The 15,278-nt window shown below is 65.0% G+C and carries 11 protein-coding genes; 5 read left to right on the top strand and 6 right to left on the bottom strand.

Annotation, left to right across the window (positions count from 1 at the left end; translation table 11 throughout):
- Window positions 1-18: 18 nt before the first annotated feature.
- The 3 genes from risS to AC3WMR_RS01920 all read left to right on the top strand — a co-directional run bounded on the left by risS (window position 19) and on the right by AC3WMR_RS01920 (window position 2,614).
- Entirely contained in the window at window positions 19-1,413 is a 1,395-nt protein-coding gene (gene risS / locus AC3WMR_RS01930) for a sensor histidine kinase RisS (RefSeq protein WP_492262451.1), read from the top strand.
- 59 nt (window positions 1,414-1,472) lie between these two features.
- Complete coding sequence (locus AC3WMR_RS01925; protein WP_006389231.1) at window positions 1,473-2,021, top strand: peroxiredoxin; 549 nt, start codon at window positions 1,473-1,475, stop codon at window positions 2,019-2,021.
- A 74-nt stretch (window positions 2,022-2,095) separates the two neighbouring features.
- Window positions 2,096-2,614 (top strand): carboxymuconolactone decarboxylase family protein, encoded by a 519-nt coding sequence (locus AC3WMR_RS01920; RefSeq protein WP_025137075.1) that lies wholly within the window; start codon window positions 2,096-2,098, stop codon window positions 2,612-2,614.
- Between the two features lie 105 nt (window positions 2,615-2,719).
- On the opposite strand, the gene AC3WMR_RS01915 is transcribed toward AC3WMR_RS01920, so the two are convergent.
- From AC3WMR_RS01915 to ispD, 3 genes are all read right to left on the bottom strand, one after another.
- Window positions 2,720-4,843 carry a DUF4344 domain-containing metallopeptidase gene (locus AC3WMR_RS01915; protein WP_492262450.1) on the bottom strand — a complete coding sequence of 708 codons (2,124 nt, stop codon included), beginning with the start codon at window positions 4,841-4,843 and terminating at the stop codon, window positions 2,720-2,722.
- A gap of 234 nt (window positions 4,844-5,077) precedes the next feature.
- Entirely contained in the window at window positions 5,078-5,563 is a 486-nt protein-coding gene (gene ispF / locus AC3WMR_RS01910) for a 2-C-methyl-D-erythritol 2,4-cyclodiphosphate synthase (RefSeq protein WP_492262449.1), read from the bottom strand.
- The gene (gene ispD, locus AC3WMR_RS01905) at window positions 5,560-6,243 is read right to left on the bottom strand and encodes a 2-C-methyl-D-erythritol 4-phosphate cytidylyltransferase (protein WP_025137072.1); all 684 of its coding nucleotides are present in this window, start codon (window positions 6,241-6,243) and stop codon (window positions 5,560-5,562) included. Before ispD ends, ispF begins: the two co-directional genes overlap by 4 nt.
- A 29-nt stretch (window positions 6,244-6,272) precedes the next feature.
- On the opposite strand from ispD, the gene mfd reads away from it, so the two are divergent.
- Together mfd and serB are read left to right on the top strand one after the other, a co-directional pair.
- Window positions 6,273-9,755, top strand: a complete 3,483-nt coding sequence (gene mfd / locus AC3WMR_RS01900; protein WP_492262448.1) for a transcription-repair coupling factor — start codon at window positions 6,273-6,275, stop codon at window positions 9,753-9,755.
- 23 nt (window positions 9,756-9,778) lie between these two features.
- On the top strand, window positions 9,779-10,636 hold the full coding sequence (gene serB / locus AC3WMR_RS01895) for a phosphoserine phosphatase SerB (protein ID WP_492262447.1): 858 nt from the start codon (window positions 9,779-9,781) through the stop codon (window positions 10,634-10,636).
- A 122-nt stretch (window positions 10,637-10,758) separates the two neighbouring features.
- Here serB and AC3WMR_RS01890 read toward each other — a convergent pair whose 3' ends face one another.
- From AC3WMR_RS01890 to nuoN, 3 genes are all read right to left on the bottom strand, one after another.
- Window positions 10,759-13,029, bottom strand: a complete 2,271-nt coding sequence (locus AC3WMR_RS01890; RefSeq protein WP_492262446.1) for a TonB-dependent receptor — start codon at window positions 13,027-13,029, stop codon at window positions 10,759-10,761.
- A gap of 419 nt (window positions 13,030-13,448) precedes the next feature.
- The gene (locus tag AC3WMR_RS01885; protein ID WP_492262445.1) at window positions 13,449-13,778 is read right to left on the bottom strand and encodes a DUF2818 family protein; all 330 of its coding nucleotides are present in this window, start codon (window positions 13,776-13,778) and stop codon (window positions 13,449-13,451) included.
- Window positions 13,779-13,790: 12 nt separating this feature from the next.
- A complete protein-coding gene (gene nuoN / locus AC3WMR_RS01880) occupies window positions 13,791-15,275 on the bottom strand; it encodes an NADH-quinone oxidoreductase subunit NuoN (protein ID WP_492262444.1) in 1,485 nt (494 codons plus the stop codon).
- Between the last annotated feature and the right edge of the window lie 3 nt (window positions 15,276-15,278).

Genomic DNA, 15,278 nt, shown 5'->3' with positions numbered 1-15,278 from the left:
GGGCAGGAGCGCAGCCTCGTGCCCCGCTTGCGCAGAACCTTCAGGAACCTGACTTCACGTTTGCGGCTCGGCTTGTTCGGCCGCACGTTCCTGCTGCTGGCCGCGCTGATGCTGGTCAGCCTGGGGGCGTGGCTACAAGTCTTCTTCAGCATGGAGCTGGGACCGCGCGCCAATCAAATGGCGCAGCGGGTGATCACGGCCGTCAATATCACGCGCACCGCGCTGATCTACTCGCACAACGGCGAACGCAGCAAGCTCCTGCTCGACCTGGCCACCAACGAAGGCATCCAGGTCTATCCGCGCGAAGTCACCGACTTCGCCGAAGCCTTGCCCGACGACGACTACTGGCAACGCGTTGCCCAGCACATCCGCACCCGCTTCGGCCCCGAAACGCAGATCGCGTGGGGGGTGAACCAGGTACCCGGCTTCTGGGTCAGTTTCCAGATCGAAAAAGACCTGTACTGGCTGGTGTTCGAACGCGAGCAGATCGGCTTGACGGGCGGCATCGAATGGCTGGGCTGGGGCGCCACGGCGCTGTTGCTGTCCCTGGTGGGCGCGGCGGTCAGCGTGGGCTTCGTCAACCGACCGCTGTCACGCCTGGCGCGTGCAGCCCAGGTGCTGTCGCGCGGGGAAACGCCTGCGCCACTGCCCGAGCAGGGGCCGCTGGAAATCCGTGACCTGAACGCGTCGTTCAACCGCATGGCGAAAGACTTGCGGCAGGCCGAGGCCGACCGGGAGCTGATGCTGGCGGGCATATCACACGACCTGCGCACGCCGCTGGCGCGCATGCGCCTGGAAATCGAGCTGAGCGGCGTGTCCGAAGATGCCCGTCAGGCCATCGACGAAGACCTGGGCCAGATCGACCACAGTATCGGTCAGTTGATGGAATACGCCCGTCCGGCCGGCACCCTGCCCCAGTTGGCCACCGACATCTCGGCGGTGCTGGCCGAACTCTACGAGCGCGAGCGCAGCCATACCTCGTCGCTGGGTGGCGACCTGGAAGCCACCCTCGAACCCGGCCTGCGCGCCCGCATCACGGCGCTGGACCTCAAGCGCATCGTCAGCAACCTGATCGAAAACGCGCGCCGCTACGGTCGTTCCAGCGATGGGCTGGCCCATTTGGTCATGACACTGCAAGCTGAGGGCGGCATGATCGTCATCGAGGTGTCGGACCGCGGGCCCGGCATCGCCCCCGAAGACGTCGACCGCCTGCTGCGGCCGTTCTCGCGCGGCGAGGCTGCCCGCACCGGCGTCAGTGGCGCAGGCCTGGGCCTGGCGATTGTCGAACGCCTGCTCAAGCACGTGGGCGGCGCCCTGCGCATGCTGCCCCGCGAGGGCGGCGGCCTGGTTGCCCGGATAGAGTTGCCCAAAGCCAAATTTAGGAATTATCAATTAGACAACGATAATCCATAGCGTAGAATTTATGGTTTGAGGCACAGCCTTAATTCCACCAACAACTACTGGGAGTAAACATGAAAACTGTTGGCGACAAACTCGAGCCCTTCAAGGTTACCGGCGTCAAGCCCGGCTTCAACCAGCACGAAGAAAACGGCGTGTCCGCATTCGAAGACATCACCGAAAGCTCGTTCCCCGGCAAGTGGAAGGTGATCTACTTCTACCCGAAAGACTTCACGTTTGTTTGCCCGACCGAAATCGTCGGCTTCAACAAGCTGGCCAAGGATTTCGAAGACCGCGACGCCGTCCTGCTGGGCGGTTCGAGCGACAACGAATTCGTCAAGCTGGCCTGGCGCCGTGAGCACCCGGACCTGAACAAGCTGGGTCACTACCAGTTCGGCGACACCACCGGCGCCCTGATCGACCAGCTGGGCGTGCGCGAAAAGGGTGCTGGCGTTGCCCTGCGCGCCACCTTCATCGTCGACCCGGACAACACGATCCAGCACGTTTCGGTGAACAACCTGAACGTCGGCCGTAACCCGGAAGAAGTTCTGCGTCTGCTCGACGGCCTGCAAACCGACGAGCTGTGCCCGTGCAACCGTACGGTTGGCGGCGCCACGCTGTAATTTCCAGCCCGGCCGAGGACCTGCTTGCGGGTCCTTCGCTGGGCTTTAACTGCTCTAGATTATAGGTAAAAACTATGGAATTTCTTACGACCATTAAGGAACAGCTGCCGGATTGGGCCAAGGACATCCGCCTGAATCTGGACGCCGTGATCGCCCGCTCGACGCTGGCCCCGGAAGACGCCGTCGGCGCCGCCCTGTCGGCCGCCTATGCCGCGCGCAGCCCGGTGCTGGTCGAGGCCTTCAAGAGCGGCCTGTCCGAAGCCGACGCCAATGCCGCGCTGACTGCTTCCGCGCTCATGGGCATGAACAACACCTGGTACCCCTACGTCGAAATGACCGGCGATGCCCAACTGAAGAGCCTGCCGGCCCAGTTGCGCATGAACGCCTACGCCACCCATGGCGGCGTCGACAAGAAGCGCTTCGAGCTGTTCGCCCTGGTGGCCTCCATCATCGGCAAGTGCCACTTCTGCGTGGCTTCGCACTACGAGAACCTGAAGAAGGACGGCCTGTCGACGGAACAACTGCGCGACGCTGGCCGCATCGCCTCCGTGGTCAATGCCGCCGCCCTGGCACTGGCTGCCCAAGGCAAGTAAACCCGCGTTTCGCGGCGATAAAAAAAGCCCGCCTGTGCGAACAGGCGGGCTTTTTGCTGGGCGGCGATCGCGTCAACCGTCATGCTGACGGCGACGCGCTCATGCTCAATTGCCCTGGGCAGCCTTGACCTGCACGGTCGGCAGGCCGTTGGCGACCCAGGCCTCGATTCCGCCACGGTACCAGTAGGCCGGCCAACCCAGCGTCCCGGCGCGCAGCGCGGCGTTATAGGACGAGCGGTCGTTCATGCTGGCGCCGATGAAGACCAGGGGCACGTTGTGCTCTTTCTCGGTGCCCGTCTTCTTGTGCAGCCAGCCGTCGAACGCGTTCTGCATCTGGTCCGCGACGCTGCCGTCCTGGCCCGCGTCGATCAGCGGATACGCATCGGGCACGGTTTCACGCAGGCCGCTGGTATCGATCATCATGAGGTTTTTCTCATTCTTGAGCAGATAGACCAGGTCCTTGGTGGTGATCACCTTGGCGCGAGGGTGGCTGATGGGCGTCGGACCTTTGTAGGGCGCCGAGAACAGCAGGTTCGTCGGCGGCACGCCCATGTCCTGCAGCTCGTCGAAGCCGCCGGCCGGCGCGCGCTGAGGCTGGCCGCCAGAGGGTTGCTGCTGCGGTTGCTGCTGCGGCTGCTGCTGCGGCTGCTGCTGCGGCTGCTGTTGCGGTTGCCGGGGCTGCTGCCCGGGCGCGCCGCCACCTTGCTTGATCTCGCCGCCGACCGTGCCCATTTCGATGTCGGAAATCATCACTGCGATGTTCTCGATCAACTCGTAGCACATCGTGATGGTGCCTTCGCGCGGGCTGTACCAGGCGTTGAGCTTGCCGCAATCCTTGAAGGTCACGTTTACCGGCCGCGGCAGCACGTAGGTCTTGCCCAGCAGCTTGATGTTGTCGCCAATGGCTTGCGAGAGGTTGTTGGCGAACAGGTTGCCGATGCGGCGCGAAGACGGCTCGAAGGTCACGTTGACCGGAGCGCCGGGCGCGTTGGCCGGCTGCTGGCCGTCCGGCGTCCAGGCGCCGACTCGCGTGTACGGGGCCAGGATCCGGCGCCAGGCACGGTTCTGCTTGGTGAACTCGTCACCGCAGCGGGCCTTGGTGCGGTCTTCGAACCCGACCTGCTCGACCAGCGATTCAAACACGCCCGGGTTGCCGCCATACATGATGCACAGCATGTTGCGAAAGCGCTTGAGGTCGCCCGTGTGCTCGTCCTGCCAGGGCGAATTGCCCGCGCCCTTGGCTTCGGCCAGCTTGCCGCTGTAGTACCACTGCAGCGCCGCGTACTTGGCCGCGCCCTGCACCATCGTGTTGGTGTCCTTGTCGTCGGACGGGTACATGGTCGGCTCGACGATGTGCAGCGCCGAATAGATATCGACCGCGTCTTCCTCGGCGCCCGTGGACGGCAGTTCCAGTTCGCCGATCAGGGCGTGACCGAACTCGTGCAGGAAAATGCTGCGCATGATGCCGACGTAGACCGCCACGATACGGGTGGAGTCGCCGCCGAAACGGGGATAGGGGCCAGAGCCCGGCAAACCGCTGTTGTTGCCCGAGGCCGGGGCCTGCTGGGGCGCGGTCTGCTGGGGCGCACCCTGCTGCCCGCCACCGCCGCTGCGTGCCGGCAAGCCGCCGGTCTGGGCGTTGCCGCCACCGGACTTGGCGGGTGCCAGGTTGGAATTGACTGTGAAGTCGGCGATGCCGAACGTGCCGACGTCGTACGCCATGATGCCGACCTCGGAACCCAGCGCGGCGGCATCTTCGACGTCACCGATCTTCTGGCCGTTCACGATGAAGCGCGCGGCGCCCGGAACTTCCACCACTTTGATGCGGTCGGAACCATCGAGCTTGGCCAGGTTGGGCACCGATGCGATGTCGCGCCGATTCTGCCCGTCCAGGCAGAACAGCTGGGTGTTCTTGTCGGCGGTGATTTCGATCAGGCACAGGCCCTTGCGTGCGCGGTTGGTCAGCGCGACGCCGATGGAGGCCTTGGGCTTCTGCGAATTCAGGACGACGTTGACGTCGATGATGCGGCCCGTTTCCGGCGCCGGCCCGAGATTCAGGTACAGCGTCTGTTCGCTGCCGCTGGTCTCTTTGTTGCGAAGGGTGAACCAGCCATCCTGGACCCCTGCGGTCCAGCCTTGCAGCATTTGCTGCCGTACCGCGCCGGCCAGCGGGCCGAGTTGCTGCTCGAATTCAGCATGTGCTGGCGAACCAAATGCGACGAGGGCCAAAAACAGGGCAACGCCACGTACATGCATCCTAGTGTCCCTAATATTCAGGCGAGAATAGCGGAGAATATTCCAGTTCAAACCCCGTCGCAAGACGAAAACAGGCCGTGATTTCGGCAGTCAGGCCCAAACGGCGCGGCATCTGGGCCAGACCGCAATAAGGACGCCATTTGCGCCCATATTTTCCGTTTGTTAATTAGTTATATACATGTATCCGCGTATATAAAAAAACAACGGTCAGGCGCGGGCGAGCAACGCTACCACGGTGGCCGAGATGCCCTCTTTGCGGCCCAGATAGCCCAAGCCCTCGTTGGTCTTGGCCTTGATGTTGACCTCGGTTTCAGCCAGGCCGGTGTCCGACGCGATGTGCTTGACCATGGCGGGCGCATGCGGGCCGATCTTGGGGGCCTGCGCATGCACGGTGGCGTCGATGTTGACGGGTACCCAGCCGGCGGCGCGCACGCGCGCCATGGCTTCGCGCAGCAATACCCGGCTGTCCGCGCCTTTGAAGGCCGGGTCGGTATCCGGGAAGTGGCGGCCGATGTCGCCCAGGCCGGCGGCGCCCAGTAGCGCGTCCGTGATGGCGTGCAGCAGCACATCCGCATCGGAATGGCCCAACAGGCCGTGCGTGTGGGGGATGGTCACGCCGCCGATGATCAGCGGGCGCCCCTCGACCAGCGCGTGTACGTCAAAACCTTGTCCGACGCGGAAGGGAATACTCATAGCCATTTTTCCATCAGTTCGAAATCGTCCGGCCAGGTCACTTTGAAATTGCGCATCGCGCCCGGTACCAGCAGGGGCGCATAGCCCGCGGCCTCCAGGGCCGAGGCCTCGTCGGTGACCGCCACGCCGTTCACGGCGGCGGCCGTCAGGGCGTCGCGCAGCGCGCCCGCCCGGAACATCTGCGGGGTCTGCGCCAGCCACAGGCCGTTACGGTCCAGCGTGCGCTCGACCCGCTCGTGGCCGCCCTTGACCGTATCCGCCACCGGCAGCGCCAGCAGGCCGCCCACGGGGTCTTGCAGGCAGGCGTCGATCAGGCGGGCCAGCGCGGCGGCGGGCAGCCCGGGACGGGCGGCATCGTGCACCAGCACCCAGGTATCGTCGGGTACGCCGCTGTCGGCCAAGGCCCCGGCCACGGTATCGGCGCGGGTCGCGCCACCGCAAGCCCGCCACACGGTGCGCGGCAGCCCTGCCAAGGCCTGGTCGACCCAGCCGTCGCCCGGCGTCACGGCCACCCGCACCTGCGACACGCGGTCGTCGGCCAGCAACGCCAGGACCGCGTGGCGCAGCATGGGCTGTCCGGCCAGCGGACGATATTGTTTGGGCACGGCCTCGGCACCGGGCCGGCTGGCGCGGGCGCCGACGCCGGCGGCGGGAACGATCGCAATGATTGAGTCAGACATGGTTCGGTGATTTTATAATCTTCCGCTTGATGCCTGCTCCCAGCCTGATGCCCGCCCCTTCCTCCTCCGCCACGGCAGCGCCGCCCGTCCCCGCGACCGCCCCCACTCTTGCCGCGCTGAAAGCCGGCGCGCGCTACGCCCAGCCCCGCCCGCCGGGGTCCGGCGACGCCTGGCTGCTGGCCGACCTGGCCCGGCAGGCGGCCGCGCCCCTGGTGATCCTGACCGCCGAGCCCCTTGAAGCGCAGCGCCTGGCCGAGGAAATCGCCCTGTTCGCCCCCGGGCTGCGGGTGCGCCAGCTGCCCGACTGGGAAACGCTGCCCTACGACGCCTTTTCCCCGCACCAGGACCTGATCTCCGAGCGCCTGCACACCCTTCATTCGCTGATGACCAAGTCCGTGGACGTGCTGACGGTGCCGGTGACCACGGCGCTGTACCGGCTGGCCCCGCCCTCGTTCCTGGCGGCCTACACGTTTTCGTTCCGCCAGAAAGACAAGCTGAATGAAGCCGCGTTGCGGGCGCAACTCACGCTGGCCAACTACAACCACGTCACCCAGGTCACCGCGCCCGGCGAATTCTGCCTGCGCGGCGGGCTGATCGACCTGTTCCCGATGGGCTCGGCGCTGCCCTACCGGCTGGACCTGTTCGACGACGAAATCGAAACGATCCGCAGCTTCGACGTGGACACCCAGCGCAGCCTGTATCCGGTCCGCGAGGTGCAGCTGCTGCCTGGCCGCGAATTCCCGATGGACGAGGATTCGCGCAACCGCTTTCGCGCGCGCTTCCGCGAGGTCTTCGAAGGCGACCCGTCGCGCGCCCTGCCCTACAAGGACATCGGCAACGGCATCCCGTTCGCCGGGGTCGAGTACTACCTGCCGCTGTTCTTCGAAGAAACCGCCACGCTGTTCGACTACCTGACCGAAGGCACCATCACCGTCACGGTGGGCGACATCGACGACGCGATGATGCGGTTCAGCCAGGACACCGGCAGCCGCTACACCTTCCTCAAGAGCGACCGCGAACGTCCGGTGCTGCCGCCGTCGGCCCTGTTCCTGGACGAACAGGCGCTGTACGCCCACCTGAAGGCTTTCCGCCGCCTGTCGCTGGCCGCCGGCCAGCCGCACCCCGACTTCCGTGCCGCCCCCGACGTCAGCGTAGCGCGCCGCTCCGACGACCCGATCGCCAAGCTGCGCACCCTGGTCGGCAAGCACCAGGGCCGCGTGCTGCTGTGCGCCGATTCGGCCGGCCGGCGCGAGACGCTGGTGCAGATGCTGAACGAGTTCGGCGTCACGCCGGATGCCCAGCCGGACACGGTCGAGGCCTTCCTGGCGTCCGACGCGCACTTCGGCATCGTCGCCGCGCCGCTGGCCACCGGCTTCGAGTTGCCCCAGGCCAACCTGGCCTTCCTGACCGAAAACGACCTGTATCCGGGCCTGGCCAGCACCGGCCGGCGCGGCAAGCGCGACCAGGAACGCGCCAGCAACGTCGAAGCGATGGTGCGCGACCTGTCCGAACTGCGCGCCGGCGACCCGGTGGTGCACGCGCAGCACGGCATCGGCCGCTACCATGGCCTGGTCAACATGGACATGGGCGAAGGCGAGATGGAATTCCTGCATCTCGAATACGCCAACGGCAGCACCCTGTACGTGCCGGTGTCGCAGCTGCACGTGATCGCCCGCTACAGCGGCGCCGATCCGGAAGCCGCGCCGCTGCACCAGCTGGGCTCGGGCCAGTGGGACAAGGCCCGCCGCAAGGCGGCCAAGCAGGTGCGCGACACCGCCGCCGAACTGCTCGCCCTGTACGCCCAGCGCGCCGCGCGCGAAGGCTTCGCGTTCAACCTGCCGCTCAACGACTACCAGGCCTTCGCCGAAGGCTTCGGCTTCGAGGAGACCGCCGACCAGGCCGCCGCCATCGAAGCCGTGCTGGCTGACATGACCTCGGGCCGGCCGATGGACCGCCTGGTCTGCGGCGACGTCGGCTTCGGCAAGACAGAAGTCGCGCTGCGCGCGGCGTTCCTGGCCGTGGCCAATGGCAAGCAGGTCGCCCTGCTCTGCCCCACTACCCTGCTAGCCGAACAGCACGCGCAGACCTTCTCGGACCGTTTCGCCGACTGGCCCGTGCGCGTGGTGGAACTGTCGCGCTTCCGCTCGCCCAAGGAAGTCGCGGCCGCCATCGAGGGCATCAACGATGGCCGCGTCGACATCGTGATCGGCACCCACAAGATCCTGTCCAAGGACGTGAAGTTCAAGCGCCTGGGCCTGGTCATCATCGATGAAGAACACCGTTTCGGCGTGCGCCAGAAAGAAGCGCTGAAGGCGCTGCGCGCCGAGGTCGACGTGCTGACCCTGACCGCCACGCCGATTCCGCGCACCCTGGGCATGTCGCTGGAAGGCATACGCGATTTCTCCGTCATCGCCACCGCGCCGCAGAAGCGCCTGGCCATCAAGACCTTCGTGCGGCGCGAAGACGGCAGCACGCTGCGTGAGGCACTGCTGCGCGAACTCAAGCGCGGCGGCCAGTGCTATTTCCTGCACAACGAGGTCGAAACCATCCACAACCGCCGCGCCCGGCTGGAAGAGCTGGTGCCCGAGGCCCGCATCGCGGTGGCCCACGGCCAGATGCCCGAGCGCGAGCTGGAACAGGTGATGAAGGGCTTCTACCAACAGCGCTACAACGTGCTGCTGTGCACCACCATCATCGAAACCGGCATCGACGTACCCAGCGCCAACACCATCGTGATCCACCGCGCCGACCGCTTCGGCCTGGCGCAACTGCATCAGCTGCGCGGCCGCGTCGGCCGTTCGCATCACCAGGCCTACGCCTACCTGCTCACGCCGGGCGAGGACGCCATCACCAGCAACGCCAAGAAGCGGCTGGAAGCCATCCAGGCCATGGAAGAACTGGGCTCGGGCTTTTACCTGGCCATGCACGACCTGGAGATCCGCGGCACCGGCGAAGTGCTGGGCGACTCGCAGTCCGGCAACATCCAGGAAGTGGGTTTCTCGATGTACAACGAGATGCTCAACGAAGCCGTGCGCGCCCTGCGCGCCGGCGAAGAACCCGACCTGGATGCGCCCTTCAACCTGGCTTGCGAGGTCAACCTGCATGCGCCCGCGCTGCTGCCGTCCGACTATTGCGCCGATGTGCATGCACGCCTGGGCGTGTACAAGCGCCTGGCCCATGCCGCCGATGAAGACGACCTGATCCACATCCAGGAAGAGCTGATCGACCGCTTCGGCAAACTGCCCGAAGCCGCCCAGACGCTCCTCACCACGCACCGCCTGCGCCTGGCCGCGCAACCGCTGGGCATCGTCAAGATCGACGCCAGCGAAACCCAGGCGCTGCTGCAGTTCGGCCCCAAGACCAGCGTCGATCCCGCCAAAATCATTGAACTGGTGCAGCGCCAACGCCACATCAAACTCGCCGGACAGGATAAATTGCGGGTTGAGATCAAGGCTGCGCAAATACCCGCCCGCGCCGACGCCGTGCGCGCCGTGCTGCGCGCCTTGAAGTAACCCGCCCCGACATTCGCATCTTTATGACTATCCATCACCTTGTCGTTCAATCTCCCGGCCTGACGGTCGAACACGCCGAGCAGATCGCCGCGCTGGCCCAGGCCCAGGGTGTAGCCCGCATCAGCGCCACGGCCGCCCGGCTGCTCGACGTGCAACACGACGACGCCACGCGCGCCGACGTGACCGGCTGGGCCGAACGCCATGGCATCGACATCGCCTTCCTGCCCGCCGGCCTGAAGCTGTCGCACTGCAAGGTGCTGGCGATGGACATGGATTCGACGCTGATCAACATCGAGTGCATTGACGAGATCGCGGGCGTGGCCGGCGTGAAGGACAAGGTTTCCGAGATCACCGAAGCCGCAATGCGCGGTGAAATCAAGGACTTCTCCGAAAGCCTGCGCCGCCGCGTCGCCCTGCTCAAGGATGTGCCGGCCGAGGCGCTGGAACAGGTCTACACCGAGAAGCTGCGCCTGAACCCCGGCGCCGAACGCCTGATCACCACGGCGCAGGCCGCGGGCATCAAGGTGCTGCTGGTGTCGGGCGGCTTCACCTTCTTCACCGACCGTCTGCGCGAACGCCTGAAACTGGACAGCGCGCATGCCAACACGCTGGAAATCGACAACGGCGTTCTGACTGGCCGCGTGCTGGGCGACATCCTGGACGCCGACGCCAAGGCCGTCTACCTGCGTGAATTCGCCCGCACCCATGGCGCCACCAAAGAGCAGATCATCGCCATGGGCGACGGTGCCAACGACCTGAAGATGCTGGGCGCGGCCGGGTTTCCGGTGGCTTATCACGCCAAGCCGCTGGTGCGGCAGCAGACGCGCTACGCGCTGAACGTGTCGGGCCTGGATGGCGTGCTGAACTGGTTCGAAAGCTGACTCCCGGCTGCCGCAAGACGTAAAAAAGCCACCTTTTTCAAGGTGGCTTTTTCTTGCCCTGCCGTCCGATGGAGCGGCAGCACCGGCCCGGGCCGCGCGGACGCGGCGCGGGAACCGATCGATCAGTAACGCATGTTCACGCTCAGGATCGCCGAGCGTCCCGGTGCGATGTTGGCGTAGTGAGCCGGATACGCCTTGTCGTAGTAGGTCTTGTCGAACAGGTTGAACACGTTCAGCTGCACGTTCCAGTTCTTGTTGAAGCGGTAGCCGGCCATCGCGTCAAAGCGCCAGTACGACGGGATGTACGCGGTGTTGGCCGTGTTGCCGTACTGCTTGCCCACGTAGTAGGCCCCGCCACCCAACGTCAGGTCCTGCGTCACCGCATAAGTGGACCAGAGGCTGAAGCTGTTTTCAGGCGTATTGGGGAAATTGTTGCCCTCATCCGCGCCCGAACCGTCCTTCAGCTTGCTCTTCATGTAGGTGTAGCCACCGAACACCTGCCACGCGGGGGTGATGGCACCCGAGAAACCCAGTTCCAGGCCGTTGACTTCCTTCTTGCCGGCCATGGCGTAGTCGCCGGTAGGCAGCGTGACCCGCGCGTTTGTCGTCTCGGTGCGGAACAGCGCGGCCGTCAGGGTCATGCGGCGGTCCAGCACGTCCCACTTGGTGCCGACTTCATAGGTCTTGTTCTTTTCCGGCGCCAAGTCTGCCGCGTTCAAGCCTACGTTGCCGCGTCCGGGCGTCAGCGCGAGGCTTTCGCTGCCTTCACCCAGCGTCGCGTTGGACGGCGTGGACGACGTGGCGTAGGACACGTAGATGCTGCCGTTATCCGTGGGCTTGAACACCAGGCCCAACTGGTAGTTCACCAGCGTGTCGTCACGCTTGATGACCTGGAAGTTGTTGGCGGGCGTATTGGTGAACTTGGTCTCGTAGCGATCCAGGCGCAAGCCGCCGTTGATCAGCCATTGCGGCGTCAGTTCGACGGTGTCGAACGCGTAGATCGACTTGGTGATCGTGCGCGACTTGGTCGGCTGGCCGACGCGGTCACCGTCCAGCGTGTTGACCCAGGGATCATGCGGATCCGGATCGTACAGACTCGTGCAGTTGTAGCCCGAGGCCGCGCCCAGGAAATTGCAGGCGTTGTTCTTGCCCGGCGTGCCCGAGCCTCGATTGATCGCCAGCGAATCCTTCTTGCCCTCTTCCTTGGACAGCTCGATACCCACGTTGAAGCTGTGCTTGAGCGAGCCGGTGTCGAACTTGCCCACCAATTCGGTCTGGTTGGCCAAGCTGTCGACGCTGCTGCTGCGCGTGTTCGCGCGGCGCCAGACGCGCCCGTTGAGCACGTTGCCCTGGCTGTCGTCAGGCTGGGTCCACACGTAGTCCTGGGTGGAATAGGTGTAGCGGGTCATATTGCGCAATGTCAGGCGATCCGAAAAGTCGTGCTCGATGCCGATCGTGCCCATGTCGGACGTGGTCTTGCGGTAGTCGCTGGCCAGGCCGTAGAAATTATTGCGGTTGACGCTGGCGGGGCCCGTTTCCTTGATGCCCATGTAGCTGCCGTTGCGCTGCACCTTGGTGCTCGGGTAGGCGTACGGAATGCCGCTATCGGGCAAGTCATCGGACTGCATGTGGTAATAGCTCAAGGTCACGCGGGTCGGCGAATTGACACCGAACGTGATCGTGGGCGCCACGCCCCAGCGGCTGTTGTTGACCATGTCTCGGCCGGCAACATCAGCATCGTGGTACATGGCGTTCAGGCGGAACGCCGTCTTTTCACCCAGCAGCCAATTGCTGTCGATCGTGCCGCGGTAGTAGTTGTCGGTGCCGATACCCAGGCTGGCAGCCGTGAAATTCTCGGCCTTTGCCGTCTTGCTTATCAGGTTGATGCTGCCGCCCGCGCCGCCACGGCCGCCATAGGCGCCGTCCGAGCCCTTGATGACTTCGATCTGCTCCAGGTTGAAGACTTCGCGCGAGGTCGCGCCGATATCGCGCATGCCGTCCACGTAGGTGCTGGCCTGGGCGTCATAGCCGCGGATGATGGGACGGTCGCCCAAGGGGTTGCCGCCTTCGCCGGCGCCGAAGGTGATGCCGGGGGAATTGCGCAACGCTTCCGTCAGCGTGGACGCCGCCTGGTTCTGGATCACTTCCTGGGGGATCACCTGGACCGACTTCGGCGTGTCCAGCAGCGGCGCGGTGAACTTCTTGGAGGCGGAATCCTTGACGTCATACGGCGTGTACGAATCGCCCTGCACCTGCACGGGCGACAACTGCGTCACTCCCTGGCCGCCCGATTGCGCATGCGCGTTCGGGGCCAGGAACAGCGCCGGGGTAGCCAGCACCGCGGCCAGCGATCCGCTGAGCGAGGTGACGGCGAAGGAGTCTTCGGATTTCAATGGCTTCTCCAGAATATGAATAACAACGATTCTTGTTTTTCGGTAGGTTGCGATTCTGGCCGCACAAGCTGAAAGGTTCCTGAAAGACTGGTGAAATAAGACCAAAAGAGGAAAAAACAACATGCGTTAAGGAAATTTCCTCGATAAACCTGACCTCATAACGATGGTTTTTCCCAACAGTTTCTGAGCACGCCCCTTGCCGCTGACGCTTGGCCTCGCGTCCTGCCACCCCCAGGGTCAGCCGCTACATGGGCCCGGATAGGCGCCCCCATGCCCGCCTGTCGGGCAGTGCCCGGCGGGACGCCCGCAGAGACTCGCTACCGGATCGAAGGCCGGACCGTCACGCTTGTGCCACCCCCAATGAAAAACGCCCCTGACGGGGCGTTTGGCGGCTTCTGGGCCTATCGACAGCCTGCGGTTCAAGTGCGCAGGCGCGGATGCCGTTTGAAAAGATAACGGTACACGAACCCCGGATACGCCAACACCAGGTACAGGCTCAGGGTGATGGCGTAGAACTCCCAGGTCTGTGCGAAGCGGTTGCCCAGCACGGACTCGAACGTGAAGCCCAGGGCGCCCACGATCAGGTAGAACACCAGCACTTCGATCAGACGCATCCAGAACGGCTTGACGGCATCCGCCCCGCCCTGCTTCCAGGGCAGCACGGCGAACACGCGCTCGGTCAGGAACGGCAGGTTCGCGCTGACGAGCGCCAGCGCGATCAGGAGCCATACCGCCAAGGTCTGGTTCATGGCCCGGTCCGATTACAGGCTGAGCGAGCTGCGGATGGCCTGCACGCACAGGGCCATCAGGCCGCCGGGCAACAGGCCCAGCACCAGGATCAACAGGCCGTTGACCGACAGCACGCCGCGTTGGCCGCAGGTGGCTGCTATCGGGGCGGCATCGGCCGCGGGTTCGTCGAAGTACACGACCTTGACCACGCGCAGGTAGTAGAACGCGCCGATCAGCGAGAACATCACCGCGACCACGGCCAGCGTGACATGGCCGGCGCTGATCAGTGCCTGCAGCACGGCCAGCTTGGCATAGAAGCCCACCAGCGGCGGGATGCCGGCCAGCGAGAACATCAGCAGCAGCACGATGGCGGCATGCCACGGGCTGCGGCGGTTCAGGCCCTTCAGGTCGTCGATGTGCTCGCACTCGAAACCCTGGCGCGACAGCAGCAGCACGATGCCGAAGCTGGCCAGCGTGGTCAGCACGTACGTCAGCATGTAGAACAGCGACGCGCCGTAGGCGGACGAAGCCAGTTCCGGCTTGCCCACCACCGAGCCCGACATCAGGCCCAGCAGCACGAAGCCCATGTGCGAGATGGTCGAGTAGGCCAGCATGCGCTTGAAGTTGGTCTGCGCGATGGCGGTCAGGTTACCGATGGCCAGCGACAGCACCGCCAGGATCATCAGCATCGGCTGCCAGTCTGCGGCCAGGCCATGCAGGCCGTCCACGAGCAGGCGCAGCGTGATGGCGAAGGCCGCCAGCTTGGGCGCGCCGCCCAGGATCAGGGTGACCGCGGTGGGCGAACCCTGGTAGACGTCCGGCACCCACATGTGGAACGGCACGGCGCCCAGCTTGAATGCCAGGCCCGACACCAGGAACACGATGCCGAACACCAGGGCCAGCTTCTCGGCCTTGCCGGCAGCGATGACCTTGGAGACTTCAGCCAGGTCCAGGTGACCGGTGGCGCCGTAGACCATCGACATGCCGTACAGCAGGAAGCCCGAGGCCAGCGCGCCCAGCACGAAGTACTTCATGGCGGCTTCGGTGGCCACGACGTTGTCGCGGCGCAGGGCGATCAGCGCATACAGCGCCAGGGACATCAGTTCCAGGCCCAGGTAGATCGAGATCAGGTTGCCCGACGAGATCATGACCATCTGGCCAAGCAGCGCGAACAGCGTCAGGACGTAGAGCTCACCGCCGCGCATCATGTCGCGCAGCTGGGCGTAGACACGGCCGTAGACCAGCGTGACCGCCACCGCGATGTACGAGGCGATCTTGAGCAGGTGCGACAGTTCGTCGGTGACGTACAGGCCGTTGAAGGTCGAACCCGCAACGCCGTTCTTCCACTGCAGCGCCGACACCACGGTCAGCACGCCCAGTGCAAGCAGGGTCAGCAGGAACGTCGGCTTGCGCTCGGGGTGATTGCTGACCGCGTCGACGAGCAGGATAGCCAGGCCGAAAACCAGCAGGAGGATTTCCGGCGTCGCCAGGGCGAAATCGATTTGGGATTGCATCATTGT

This window comes from Achromobacter sp. FW305-C-28, from assembly GCF_058783235.1.
The sequence above is the reverse complement of the archived record's forward strand: the minus strand, read 5'-3'. Positions and strand labels throughout refer to the sequence as shown.

Excerpts from the sequence above, each read along its gene's own strand:
- AC3WMR_RS01925 (WP_006389231.1), top strand. The coding sequence starts at position 1,473 with ATGAAAACTGTTGGCGACAAACTCGAGCCCTTCAAGGTTACCGGCGTC.
- AC3WMR_RS01920 (WP_025137075.1), top strand. The coding sequence starts at position 2,096 with ATGGAATTTCTTACGACCATTAAGGAACAGCTGCCGGATTGGGCCAAG.
- ispF (WP_492262449.1), bottom strand. The coding sequence starts at position 5,563 with ATGAGTATTCCCTTCCGCGTCGGACAAGGTTTTGACGTACACGCGCTG.
- ispD (WP_025137072.1), bottom strand. The coding sequence starts at position 6,243 with ATGTCTGACTCAATCATTGCGATCGTTCCCGCCGCCGGCGTCGGCGCC.
- mfd (WP_492262448.1), top strand. The coding sequence starts at position 6,273 with ATGCCTGCTCCCAGCCTGATGCCCGCCCCTTCCTCCTCCGCCACGGCA.
- serB (WP_492262447.1), top strand. The coding sequence starts at position 9,779 with ATGACTATCCATCACCTTGTCGTTCAATCTCCCGGCCTGACGGTCGAA.
- AC3WMR_RS01885 (WP_492262445.1), bottom strand. The coding sequence starts at position 13,778 with ATGAACCAGACCTTGGCGGTATGGCTCCTGATCGCGCTGGCGCTCGTC.
- nuoN (WP_492262444.1), bottom strand. The coding sequence starts at position 15,275 with ATGATGCAATCCCAAATCGATTTCGCCCTGGCGACGCCGGAAATCCTC.